This is a genomic window from Allokutzneria sp. NRRL B-24872 (assembly GCF_002155965.1).
Lineage (GTDB): Bacteria > Actinomycetota > Actinomycetes > Mycobacteriales > Pseudonocardiaceae > Allokutzneria.
This window is the reverse complement of the sequence record NZ_MUMH01000086.1, coordinates 1-11,199: the sequence shown is the minus strand read 5'-3', so window position 1 is coordinate 11,199 and position 11,199 is coordinate 1. Positions and strand designations below refer to the sequence as shown.

Below are 11,199 nucleotides of genomic sequence, written 5' to 3'. Positions count from 1 at the left end.
AAATCGGCTCGCCGGACGAAGCGATGCGTGGTTGTGTCGCAGAATGCCTGACGCGATCTTCGCCCACACACGCCTCGCCCCGATCTACGACGCCTTCGACGGCTCGCGCGAGGACCTGAAGCACTACATCGACATCGCGGACGAGCTCGACGCCCAGCGAGTGCTCGACATCGGTTGCGGCACAGGGTGTTTCGCGCTCCTGCTCGCCGAGACCGGGCGGACCGTGCTGGGCGTGGAGCCCGCCGCGGCGTCACTGGAGGTCGCGCGGGCGAAGGACCCGGAGGGCCGCGTGAGCTGGGTGCACGGCGACGCCACCGCGCTGCCGCCCTTCGCCGCCGACCTCGCGACCATGACCGCGAACGTGGCTGACGTCTTCCTCTCCGACGACGACTGGAGCGCGACCCTGCGCGGCGTCCACTCGGCACTGCGTCCCGGCGGGTACCTGGTGTTCGAGTCCCGGCGGCCCGAGCGCCGTGCCTGGGAGGACTGGGCGGCCGACACCGCGCCCACCGTGCTCGACGTGCCCGGTTTCGGTCCCGTGGAGCAGCGCCGCGAGGTCACCGACGTGAGCCTGCCGCTGGTGTCCTTCCGCTACACCTACCGCTTCGCCGACGGCGAGGTGGTGGCGTCGGACTCCACGCTGCGCTTCCGCACCCGCGAGGAGCAGGAGTCCGCCCTGACCGCGTTCGGGTACCGAGTCCGCGAAGTCCGTGACGCCCCTGACCGCCCCGGACGCGAGTTCGTTTTCATGGCCAGTCGCGACTGACGAGTTCGTACCCGCCCTCGTTGGTCACGTAGATCGCGTTGTCCCAGAAGACCCCGGTCAGCATCGCCACGGTCCCCAGCGCGAAGCCGGTCAAGGGCAGGCTCAGCCACAACCATCGGCGGTCGACCCGCGCCATCGGCCCCACCCACAGCGCCGTGACGGCAAGGCTGCACAAGCCCACCACCTGAAGCCAACTGGGATGGTGCGCGAGCAGAACGGGCGACACGATCAGCAGGCTCCGGACGACCCACCAGCCCGGCTGGAGCGAGCGCGCGAACTCGAAGCGAACGGCACTGACCTCGGGCAACGCCATGAACGAGGCCGCGGCTGGGCCGAGCCGAGGCACGACCGTCGCCGCCAGCAGCGCCAGCACGAGCCCGGCCATCGCGATCAGCAGCTGGATCTGGTTGTCGTACCGGCTCGCCCACAGGTTCAGCCAGCCGAGCGCTGTCGCGCTGGTGACGCCGAGGACCAAGCCCACCAGGGCGACCCGTGCTGTGACCCGTCCGCGCAGCAACTGCGGCAACCCCGCCGCGCGCCGCAGTTCGTCGGCGTAGTCACGCGGGTCCTCCGGCCGCCCGCCGCCTTCGTGGATCTGCGGGGCGATGTCGGCCACGATGTCCTCCACCTGCTCGCGCGGCAGGTCGGCCAGGTGCGCGCGGACCGCGCGGAGGTAGTCCTCGCCGGTCATCTCTCTCGCGTTCATTCCGGTCCCATCAGCTCGTCCATGGTCGCCACGAACGAGCGCCAGGTGCTGGTCGACGCTCGAAGGTGGTCCCTGCCCTCGTCGGTCAGGCGGTAGTACTTGCGAGGCGGACCCGTTTCGCTCGGGCTGAGGTAGGAGGTCAGCAGCCCGTTCCTGGCCAGCCGCTGGAGCGTGCCGTACACCGACGCGTCCCCGATCGCCTCCAGCCCGGCCGCACGCAACCCGCGCACGACGTCGTAGCCGTAGCGGTCCTCCCCTCGCAGCGCGGTGAGCACCGCGAGGTCGAGCACCCCCTTGAGCACCTGACTGATCTCCATCCGTCCTCCTCGCCACGAAGCTACCACGCACTGCGTAGTAGTCCGCAAGACGGAGTACCCCGGCAGTACCAACTGGAACTACGTGCCACTCCGAAGCGCGTCAACCGGCTCCAGGCGAGCGGCACGCACAGCGGGATGAAGCCCAGCGACCAACCCCACGACGGCCCCGGCCAGCGGCGCCCCCGCCACCAGCGACAGCTCCAGCACGGGCGTCCACCCCCGCGCCACGGACACGACCACCACCGCCACGACCCCGAGACTCGCCCCGACAACACCCCCCAAGATCCCGATGGTCGTCGACTCCACGAGGAACTGCGCCGCGATGTGCCGTCTCCCCGCACCGAGCGCCCGCCGCAAGCCGATCTCCCCGGTCCGCTCCAGCACGGTCACCAACGTGACGTTCGCGATGCCGACCGCGCCGACGACGAGCGACACCAGTCCCAGCACGAGGAACAGCGCGTTCACGTCTCCCTCCACGGCACCGCGCAAGGTTGCCGGATCGGGTGGGGCGAGCACCCGCAAGCTCTGCTGCGAGTTCGGCGACAACGCGAGCGGAGCCTGCGACGCGATCAGCGGAGCGGCACCGAGTACCGTTCGGATCAACACCTCCGTCGGCGGACCGAGCCGGGCCGTGCTGTGCGGCAACAAGACCGAAGCCGACAAGCCCTCCTCGCTGGCCCTCCCGATGCGGCCGAGCACGCCGATCACCGTGAAGGGCGCGTCGTTGACGAACACGGTCGGAGCGTCCTCGACGCGCACGATCCCCAGCAGCTCGGCAGCATCAGCTCCGAGCACTGCCACCCGGTCCTGGCGCGTCACGTGACCGGCGTCGAAGAAGCGACCTCGCGCCACCGAAGCGTCCACTGTGGACGGAAGTGACTCCGACGTCCCCACGACGGGAAGCGTCTTCGAGCTGACCGCGGTCGGATCGTGCAGGTCGTTCGCGCGGACGGTGCTGTCGCGCGCCGACGCGGGCCGGGCCACGGCTGCCGCCGAACGAACGCCGTTGAGCCGCACGAGGTCCGCGGCGGACTCCCACGAGACCAACGGCGGAGCGGCGGGGTCCAGCTCCGGCGGCAGGACAACGGTGACCTCCGTGGCGGTCACCGCGTCGAAGCGCCCGGCGATCTGGTGCGCGGCGGTCTCGGCGATGCCCAACGTGATCACCAGCGTGGTGATGCCGAGCACCGTTCCCAGCACGGTCAACGCGGAGCGCACGGGCCGCGCGGTGATACCGGCGACGGCCTCGTCCAGCAGGTCGGGCAGTCCCATGCGGGGCTTCACCAGGGCTCCTCGGTGAGTCGGCCGTCCTCGATGCGGACCCGGCGCGCGGCGCGGCGGCTGACCTCCTCGTCGTGGGTGATCACCACCAGGGTCACGCCCTGCTCCCGCAGCGAGTCGAACAGCGAGAGCACCGACGCGGTGGTCGCGCGATCGAGGTTGCCGGTCGGCTCGTCGCACAGCAGCAGCGCGGGCTCGCCGAACAACGCCCTGGCGATCGCCACGCGCTGCCGCTCACCGCCGGAGAGCCGATCGGGACGGAATCCCACGCGGTGCCCGAGCCCGACGCGTTCCAAGGCCGCTTTCGCCCGCGCGGCACGGGTCTTGCGCTGACCACCTCGGTAGACCTCACCGAGGCCGACGTTGTCGACGGCGGTGCGGTGCGGCAGCAGGTGGAAGGACTGGAACACGAACCCGATCCGGCTGCCCCGCAACGCCGCCCGCGCGGACTCCCCCAGCGAGGTCGACTCGACGCCGTCGATGACGTAGCTGCCCGAGGTCGGCCGGTCCAGCAAGCCCAGCACGTTCAGCAGCGTGGACTTGCCCGACCCAGACGGGCCGACGATGGAAACGTAGTCCCCTTCGCGCACGTCGATGTCCACATTGGACAGTGCGCGTACAGGCGGCTCCGAGGGAAAGACACGGCAGACTCCGGAGAGCCGGATGACCGCGCTCACGAACCACCGACCAGCACGCGATCACCTTGCGCAAGAACACCTTCGAGCGGTGTCACGTGCACCTCACCAAAAGCGGTGAGCCCTGTGCGCACAGAAACGTCACGAACCACCTGCTCGGCGGAGACAACACGCACCCGCGTGCGCCCGTCCGCCCCGGTGATCACAGCTGCGACGGGGACGACGAGCACTTCGCCCTCCGTCGCGCCGACCTGCACCGTCACCCGAACCGCTTGCCCGGCGAAGGGAGCGAGTGCCGCTTGGTCCTTGGGCACGATCCGAAAGGCCGTGCTGGCAGCGGACTGCGTGTCGCCACCGAGGGTATCCAGTGTCGCGGGGACCTCAGTTCCATCAGTGGCGAGCAGCGTCGCCGACAGCCCGGCCCTCAGCAGCCGCGCGTCGAGCGTGGGCACAGCGCCCTGCACGTGCACGGTCGGGTCGGTCACCGTCCCGATCTGCCCGCTCGCCGCAGCACCGGCCTTCGCCGTGACCGCGTCCAAACGCACGGGAAGCCTTGGCAGGAACAGGACCTCGCCGGACGGCACCGATGTTCCGTAGCTCGCGCGGAAGGTGTTCAGCTCCGCCTTCGCGTCGTTGTGAGCACGGTGCGCCCGCCCGCGATCCGCGTCGGGCGGCACCGCGTCGAGCGCGGCCTTGGCGTCGTCGACGGCCTGCTCCAAGGTCCTGAGCTGCCGCCGCTGCTCGGCGGTCGGCTTCTGCTCCTCATACCCGGCGCGAGCGTAGAGCTTGCCCACCGCCGTCGCCGTCGCATTGTCGAAGGTCCCGCTGCGCAGGCCGGACGCGTGTCCCAGAGCCACTAGCGCGGCCTGGAGCTGCTTCACGTCGTCGCCCTTGGACCCCGGTGTGAGTGTGCGGTACATCGGCACCTCGCCGGGCAGCACGAAGACCGGCCGCCCACTCACCTCCAGGAGCACATCGCCCGCCTTCACCGTGCCGCCCGCGCTGGGCGCCTTGGTGATCAGCTGCGCCTTCTCCGACGACTCCCCCGGCGAACCGACGACGCCGTTGAGCGCCAATGGCGTAGCCGCCGAGTACGCGACCGTGCCCTGGATGACGACGGTGCTGGTCAGCGCTTTGCGGAGCACCGGCGCGGTCACCAAGGACGGCGACGGCGCGCGGTGCTCGGCGGCGGCATCGGCGGGCGAGCGCACCTGCGTACCGACGATCCAGCCGACCGCGCCGGTGGCCAGCGCGGCGCACACCACCACGACGAGAGTGCGCCGAGGGCTCGGGGCGACCACGTCAGCCGGCCCCGGCCGCGATCAGCTTCTCCGTGTGCGGCTTGGCCGCGGCGAGGTAGTCCTTGCCGCACTCAAGGTCCTCCAGCGCCGCCTTGACCTCGTCATCCAGCCCCTTGCGCGCGGCGGTGGCATCGATCGGCGCCTCACCCCTGCGCGCCTGAAAAGACTGCTGCACAAAGGTTTCGATCTCACCGGGCTTGGCCGAGGTGACATTCCGGCCGAGGCGGCGCAAGCAGCTCGCGTAGCTCTGCGAGGTGCGCACGACCGCCGGGTCGTTCTCGAACGCCTGGCGCGCCCGGTTGTACTCGGCCTCGCGCTTCGGGTCGGCCGCGTCCTCGCGGTCGCCGTACACGGCCTTGTGCGCTTCGCCCATGCACCCCTGCCCGTCCAACATGCGTTTCTTCGCGCCGGAGTCGGTGCGGGTGCCGCTCGTGAGCGCGATGTCGTAGGCGTCCTTCTGCGCCGCGTCGAGGCCGTCGCGGATGGCCTGGTTGGGATCAGTCTGTTGCTCGGTCCGCGGGTTGACCGCAGGGTCCTGCGGGAAGACATCGCGGGCAAAGACGCCGAACCCGTACTTCTGCCGGAAGGTCTTGAGCGCGTCGTACGGGACGAGCGTCGGGTCCTTCCCGTTGGGGTTGTTCGCGTCCTCGGTGTTCTGCGGGGCGGTCACCGCGACGTAGGTGAAGCCCTTCTTCTTCATGCACTCCGCGACCAGGTTGCCGACCTTGACCGACTTGTCCTCGGAAGCCGCGGTCGGCGAAGGGGCCGCAGGTTTCTCCTCCACTGTGGATGATCCACAACCGGCGAGCAGCAGTCCGGCCGCTGCCAGCGCGAAAGTGCTGCGAAGCGTTGTCATCAGGGCTTTTCCTCTCGATTTCAGGCAGGATTCAGCGCCAGTCCGTCCACAGTGGATGAACCGGTGTTCGGTCAGCGCGGGCCGATGGCCCCGGGGATGTCGCGTTGCTGATCGGTCCAGCCGAGCCCGAGCAGCGTCTCGGAGCGGACGATGTCGCCCGCCGCCAGGCCCACGCTCGCCGCGCTGGCACCGGGTACCACCAGCACCTCCTGCGACGCCAGCGGAAGCCCGGTGCCGGGGTCGATGATCAGCTGCTGCTCCACGAGACCGAGCGCGTCGTCCCGGCGCGTCGGCAGGGCGATCGCATTGCCCTTGCGCCCCAACGGGTCTGCGCGCTCGCCAAGGGAACGCACTCCGGCGGTTCCGGCGATCACCTCGTAGGCCGCCGCCCTGGTCTCCTTCGCGACGGGCGAGGTGATCAGCTCGCGGGCGCGGTCGACCAACCACGCGTCCGAAACGGTCCCCGCTCCGGCTTCCTCGCGGTAACGCTCAGTCAGGTGCCTGCGGAGTCCGTCCGCGTCCTTCGGCAGGCCGGCGTGGTCCTCGCGACCGGACAGCCACGGCAGCGGCTTGATCGCCGGTGGCCGCTGCCCCAGCGCGACGGCGCCCTCGCGCACTCCAACGTCGGACAGCAGCTGCGCTGAGGCCGGTGTACCGGCGGCGCGCCAGGCCTGCTCGTCGGCGAGCGTGCGCGGCCTGGTCACGGCATTGAGCCCGCTCACCGCGCGACTCTTGCTCTCCGGCTTCCTGCCGAGGGACACCTCGCGCTCCTCCTCGATCACGAGCGCGAACCTGCGATCTCCGGCGGCGACGGGCCACGTGGAGCTGTGCCGGGTCTTGGTCTCCCAGTAAGTGCCTTCGGGACCGGGCTCGACGAGCTTGTTCGCCGCGTCCACCAGAACCCGGTTCACATCCGGAAAGCTCGGCTGCGTCGGAGCGAACAGGACGATCCCGGCCGCGACCGCCGCCACCGCGCCGACCGCGCCGACGGGCAGCCACCGCCGCACCGACCTCGGGCGCGCGGGCGTGATCGCCGCGCTGATGATCTGCTCCAGATCCCTTTGCTGACGTGGAGATCCGGCCAGCCGCTCCGGATCGAGCGCTTCCGGACGAGCGTCGGCGAGCGCCTTCATCACGTCTCTCTTGGCGCGTGCCATCACGACCGTCCTCCCACAGCAGCGTCCTGGGTGTCGGCGACCGCCTTCTCCAGGCGGCGCCGCGCGCGGTGCAGGCGAACCGCGAAGGTCGCCGTCGAGCATCCGAGGACCTTCGCCGCTTCCTTGGGCGTGAGGCCGTGCCAGGCGACGAGGGTCAGCAGCTCCTGTTCGGACTCCGGCAGCGTGCGCAGCGCCGCCAGGACGGCGGCGCGCTCGGTGACGATGCCGCCGGTGTCCTCGCCGAACTGCTCGTGCCGAGCGGTGGCCGCCGCCAGCTCGTACTGCCTGATCTCCGTGCGGCGCGACGTGCGCAGCAGGTTGCGGGCCACCCCGAGCAGCCACGGCAGCGGCGGCACCGGGATCTCGTGCCGCCTGCGCCACGCCACCGCGAACGTCTCGCTCACGACGTCCTCGCCGAGCTGACGACCGACGTGGCCGCTGGCGTAGGCGAGCACGCGCGGGTAGCACGCGTTGTACAGCTCGCGGAACTGGTCGGCCTCGGCCACGCGTTCTCCCTCACGGATGCTTCTCACCCGGTAATGCGCGCAGCCGCCCGGTTCTTACATCCTTTCCGAGAAATTCTGCGACCGCAGGACTCGTCCGAGCAGTTCCTCCGGCTCCAGCCCCACGACCTCGTGCGCCCGGTGGGACACCAGTGAGGCGATGCCGTGCACGGCGGTCAGCCGCGCGAGCGCGTCCGCGTCGGAGTCGGCGGGGTTCTGGGCGCACCACGCGTCGCGCCAGCGGGCGACCAGGGGAAGCGTCGTGGACCGCAGATCGGCCCCGGAAGCTTCGAGCAGATCGTGCCGCAGCAGCAGGTCGAAGGCGTGCGGGCGCCGCGCCGCGAACTCGACGTAGATCTTCGCCAGCCGCCGCGGGTCGCCGTCGGTCGCGTCGAACTCCTCGGTGAGTTCGGCGGCGACGCGCTTGGCGAGGTGGCCCAGCAGCACCGCCCGCGAGGGGAAGTGCCGTCGCGGCGCCCCGTGCGAGACGCCGCACTGCCGCGCGGTCTCGCGGATGGTCACGGCCTCGATGCCGTTCTCGTCGAGAATCCGCGCCGCCGCGTCGAGCAGCTGGTTCCGCAGTCCGTCCATGAGCGCCTCCTGCCGTAGACGCCGTCTACCCTAGTCGTGTAGACACTGTCTACGTGATCGCCTTACTGCTGCTGACCGCGGCCGCCGTGTGCCACGCGTCGTGGAACCTGCTCGTGAAGTCCTCGGGCCAGAAGGAGCCGGAGTTCGTCTGGCTCTACGCCGTGATCACCACACCTGTGGCACTGGGACTGGTGTTGTGGTCGCTCGCGAACGGCACGCTCGCCGCGCAATGGTGGCCCGGCCTGGTCAGCATGGTGCTGCACACCGCCTACGCCGTTGTCCTGCAACGCGCCTACGGCGAGGGCGAGTTCTCCGTGGTCTACGCCGTCAGCCGAGGCATGACCCCCGTGCTCGTGACGCTCGCCGCCATCCCCTGGACCGGCTCCCCGTCACCCCAGGCGTGGTGGGGCGTCGCGGCGGTGCTCGTCGGTGTGCTGATCATGGATCGCGTGCGGCCCGGGCACGGCCTCGCGCGCGGCTCGGCCCTCGGCCTGGCCGTCGCCGTGTGCAGCTGCGCGTACACGTTGTGGGACGGCTACGCGATGGCGTCGCTCGGCGTGCACCCGCTGCCGTACCTCGCCGTCGCGAGCCTCGGCCAGGTCGTGGTGCTCACCGCCGTGCTCGCGCCGCGCCGACGCCTGCGCTCCGTGCTGCCGCAGTGGCGGCGCGCGCTGCCGATCGCGCTGCTCGCCCCGGCCAGCTACTGCCTCGTCCTGCTCGCCTTGGCGATCGAGCCCGTCGGCGCCGTCGCCACCGGCCGCACCCTCAACGTCGTGGTCGGAGTGCTCCTCGGCGTCCTCATCCTCCGCGAACGCCTCACACCCCACCGCGCCATCGGCCTCACCACCGTGGTCGGCGGCGTCCTCCTGGTCTCCCTCCAACCCATCGCGTAAGGCGCACCCCACATCCGCCAGGCCGACCAGAACCCGTTTCGTACTCCAAGCGGCTTCTGGGAGCGCTCTATTTCCCGCTTTCGGTACGAAACGGGAAAGGTCTGGACCACTCCGGCGCACGATGCGGCGAGGTCCTGTTGAGCGTTTGTGAATTCCTCAACGAGGAGTTGTGACAAAGCGGAGCGGTTGAACGCGAATTTGACAATGCGGACCGCGCTCGCCACGTTTGTCGACCGTGAACGCGCCGTCGAACTGGCATCCCCAGCAGCAGTACCCCGGCTGGCACCCGCAGCAGCCGCCGAGGAAGAAGCGCACGGGCCTGGTCGTGGGCATCGTGATCGCGGTTCTCGTACTGGGTGTCGGCGGGTACTTCGGCGTGCTCTACCTCAACTACAGCTCCGGCGAGGACCCCGGCGCCGGTCCGGGCGGGCAGCCGGTGGCGCAGTGCGACATCAGCTCGGGACTGCGGCAGGAGGCGAAGGTCAGCAGCTTCCGCCTCGCCGGTGAACCGCCGAGGGCGCGCGGGATGAAGCACAGCAACTGCTTCTGGGAGCAGACGAAGGGCAAGGACGGCAAGGACACCCGCAAGCTCCAGATCCACGTCTACGACTTCCGCGGCGTCAACCGCCTGCCGGAGCGCGACGTCGAGCAGGCCAAGGGCTCCTACCGGGGCGCCGCGAGGGACCCGATCGCGTTGGACCGGCCCCTCGCGGGCGCGGACGAGGCCACGCTCCTGGACCCCTCGTCGTTGCAGACCTCGCAGACCGAGGCGAACCTGGTGGCGCGCAAGGGAGCCGTCTACTACCTCATCAAGTACTGGGGGCACGACAAGGGTTTCTTCGGCGACACGGCCTTCCCCGCGCAGACCGCCCAGTCCGTGGTGATCAAGGTCGCTGAGGAGCTGCTGGCCAGATAGCAGCCACTGCCAGCTCGGCGATCCGCAGCAGCTCCGATCGCCCGCGCCCGGCCGCCGCCTGGACGGCGATCCCGTCAGTGACCGTGTGGACGAGCGCCGCGAGCACGGCAGCGTCGGTTCCGGCGGGCAGATCTCCCGCGCGCTCCAAACGCCTGCGCAGCGCGGTCTCCCCCGCCTTCCGACGCGCGACGGCGGCCTCGCGCACCGGGGCCCCCTCCGCACCTGACGCGTGCACAGCGCGCACGGTCAGGCACCCCGGGCACTGCGCCGTCAGCTCGACCGCGCCCAGGACCAGGCCTTCGACCACCTCGCGCCCGGTCGGCGCGTCGAGCGCGGCGGCGGCGTAGGCACCCGGCCCTTCGACGTAGCGGGCGAGCACGGCGGTGAACAGTTCCTCCTTGTTGCCGAAGGCCGCGTAGAGGCTCGGCTTGGTGATCCCCATGGCCGCGGTCAGCTCCGCCACCGAGGTTCCGTCGTAGCCGTTGCGCCAGAACACCTCCAGCGCGATGTCGAGCGCGGCGTCGATGTCGAAGGCGCGTGGGCGGCCACCGGGCACCGCGATCCCCTCCCAGTTGTATACCTATCGGTACATTACTGTGGTTATATACCGCATGGTACACAACTGGGAGGAGTCGTCATGATCAAGGTGGGCGTGGTCGGGGCCAGCGGCTGGGCGGCGGGATCACACCTGCCCGTGCTCACCGCGCTGCCCGGGTTCGAGGTGGTGGCCGTGGCCACGACCAGGCAGGAGAGCGCCGACGACATGGCGACGGCCTTCGGTGTTCCGCACGCCTTCGCCACCGCGCGCGAGCTCACCGCGCATCCCGACGTCGACCTCGTGGTGGTCTCGGTGAAGGTGCCCGAGCACGCCGCGGTGATCAGGGACGCGGTGGCGGCGGGCAAGCACGTGGTCTCCGAGTGGCCGCTCGGCGTGAGCGCGGAGCAGGCGCGCGAGCTGACCGAAGTGGCCGCGGAAGCCGGGGTGCTGCACGGGATCGTCATGCAGGGCTACCACTCCCCCGACGCCGCGTTCGTCGCCGAGCTGCTCGCGGCGGGCCGGATCGGCGAGGTCGAGTCGGTGTCCGTGGTCGCGGCGGGCGATCCCTTCGGCGGGAGCGTCCTCCCAGAAGCCTTGGCGTGGAGCCTTGATCCCGCCGCGGGGACCTCGATCCTGACGATCATGGCGGGCCACTTCCTCGCGACGCTGGAGCGGATCGCGGGCCGGTGGACCGAGGTCACCGCGCAGCTGCCCCGCCTGCACGAGCACGTGCGCATCG

At 70.6% G+C, this 11,199-nt stretch carries 14 protein-coding genes; 4 read left to right on the top strand and 10 right to left on the bottom strand.

Annotated features, from left to right (window positions below; genetic code table 11):
* The first annotated feature begins 43 nt into the window (after positions 1-43).
* On the top strand, positions 44-766 hold the full coding sequence (locus CCN37_RS22705) for a class I SAM-dependent methyltransferase (RefSeq protein WP_086824392.1): 723 nt from the start codon (positions 44-46) through the stop codon (positions 764-766).
* Here CCN37_RS22705 and CCN37_RS22700 read toward each other — a convergent pair.
* From CCN37_RS22700 to CCN37_RS22660, 9 genes are all read right to left on the bottom strand, one after another.
* On the bottom strand, positions 747-1,472 hold the full coding sequence (locus tag CCN37_RS22700; RefSeq protein ID WP_143261749.1) for a hypothetical protein: 726 nt from the start codon (positions 1,470-1,472) through the stop codon (positions 747-749). The genes CCN37_RS22705 and CCN37_RS22700 overlap by 20 nt on opposite strands.
* Positions 1,469-1,789, bottom strand: a complete 321-nt coding sequence (locus tag CCN37_RS22695) for a PadR family transcriptional regulator (protein WP_086824388.1) — start codon at positions 1,787-1,789, stop codon at positions 1,469-1,471. Before CCN37_RS22695 ends, CCN37_RS22700 begins: the two co-directional genes overlap by 4 nt.
* A gap of 78 nt (positions 1,790-1,867) precedes the next feature.
* Complete coding sequence (locus CCN37_RS22690; RefSeq protein ID WP_210408158.1) at positions 1,868-3,073, bottom strand: ABC transporter permease; 1,206 nt, start codon at positions 3,071-3,073, stop codon at positions 1,868-1,870.
* Positions 3,070-3,747 carry an ABC transporter ATP-binding protein gene (locus tag CCN37_RS22685; RefSeq protein ID WP_086824386.1) on the bottom strand — a complete coding sequence of 226 codons (678 nt, stop codon included), beginning with the start codon at positions 3,745-3,747 and terminating at the stop codon, positions 3,070-3,072. The genes CCN37_RS22690 and CCN37_RS22685 overlap by 4 nt, the downstream gene beginning before the upstream one ends.
* Positions 3,744-5,006 (bottom strand): peptidoglycan-binding protein, encoded by a 1,263-nt coding sequence (locus CCN37_RS22680; protein ID WP_086824384.1) that lies wholly within the window; start codon positions 5,004-5,006, stop codon positions 3,744-3,746. The genes CCN37_RS22685 and CCN37_RS22680 overlap by 4 nt, the downstream gene beginning before the upstream one ends.
* Position 5,007: 1 nt before the next feature.
* Complete coding sequence (locus tag CCN37_RS22675) at positions 5,008-5,862, bottom strand: hypothetical protein (protein ID WP_143261748.1); 855 nt, start codon at positions 5,860-5,862, stop codon at positions 5,008-5,010.
* A gap of 71 nt (positions 5,863-5,933) precedes the next feature.
* Positions 5,934-7,019, bottom strand: coding sequence for a CU044_5270 family protein (locus tag CCN37_RS22670; protein ID WP_086824380.1), 1,086 nt, complete (start codon positions 7,017-7,019; stop codon positions 5,934-5,936).
* Positions 7,019-7,525 carry an RNA polymerase sigma factor gene (locus CCN37_RS22665; protein WP_086824378.1) on the bottom strand — a complete coding sequence of 169 codons (507 nt, stop codon included), beginning with the start codon at positions 7,523-7,525 and terminating at the stop codon, positions 7,019-7,021. The genes CCN37_RS22670 and CCN37_RS22665 overlap by 1 nt, the downstream gene beginning before the upstream one ends.
* Positions 7,526-7,579: 54 nt before the next feature.
* A complete protein-coding gene (locus CCN37_RS22660; RefSeq protein ID WP_086824375.1) occupies positions 7,580-8,113 on the bottom strand; it encodes a TetR/AcrR family transcriptional regulator in 534 nt (177 codons plus the stop codon).
* Between the two features lie 53 nt (positions 8,114-8,166).
* Here CCN37_RS22660 and CCN37_RS22655 point away from each other — a divergent pair, with 53 nt between their 5' ends.
* The gene (locus CCN37_RS22655) at positions 8,167-9,006 is read left to right on the top strand and encodes an EamA family transporter (protein WP_086824373.1); all 840 of its coding nucleotides are present in this window, start codon (positions 8,167-8,169) and stop codon (positions 9,004-9,006) included.
* Positions 9,007-9,241: 235 nt separating this feature from the next.
* Positions 9,242-9,922, top strand: a complete 681-nt coding sequence (locus tag CCN37_RS22650) for a hypothetical protein (protein ID WP_086824372.1) — start codon at positions 9,242-9,244, stop codon at positions 9,920-9,922.
* Here the strand turns inward: CCN37_RS22650 and CCN37_RS22645 are convergent.
* The gene (locus CCN37_RS22645) at positions 9,891-10,478 is read right to left on the bottom strand and encodes a TetR/AcrR family transcriptional regulator (protein ID WP_086824370.1); all 588 of its coding nucleotides are present in this window, start codon (positions 10,476-10,478) and stop codon (positions 9,891-9,893) included. The genes CCN37_RS22650 and CCN37_RS22645 overlap by 32 nt on opposite strands.
* A gap of 81 nt (positions 10,479-10,559) precedes the next feature.
* On the opposite strand from CCN37_RS22645, the gene CCN37_RS22640 reads away from it, so the two are divergent.
* The coding region (locus CCN37_RS22640; RefSeq protein WP_143261747.1) for a Gfo/Idh/MocA family protein at positions 10,560-11,199 on the top strand (640 nt) is incomplete at its 3' end.

Bases quoted from the DNA above. Each gene is read 5' to 3' on its own strand.
- CCN37_RS22675 (WP_143261748.1), bottom strand. From the start codon at position 5,862: ATGACAACGCTTCGCAGCACTTTCGCGCTGGCAGCGGCCGGACTGCTG.
- CCN37_RS22695 (WP_086824388.1), bottom strand. From the start codon at position 1,789: ATGGAGATCAGTCAGGTGCTCAAGGGGGTGCTCGACCTCGCGGTGCTC.
- CCN37_RS22705 (WP_086824392.1), top strand. From the start codon at position 44: ATGCCTGACGCGATCTTCGCCCACACACGCCTCGCCCCGATCTACGAC.
- CCN37_RS22660 (WP_086824375.1), bottom strand. From the start codon at position 8,113: ATGGACGGACTGCGGAACCAGCTGCTCGACGCGGCGGCGCGGATTCTC.
- CCN37_RS22700 (WP_143261749.1), bottom strand. From the start codon at position 1,472: ATGAACGCGAGAGAGATGACCGGCGAGGACTACCTCCGCGCGGTCCGC.
- CCN37_RS22670 (WP_086824380.1), bottom strand. From the start codon at position 7,019: ATGGCACGCGCCAAGAGAGACGTGATGAAGGCGCTCGCCGACGCTCGT.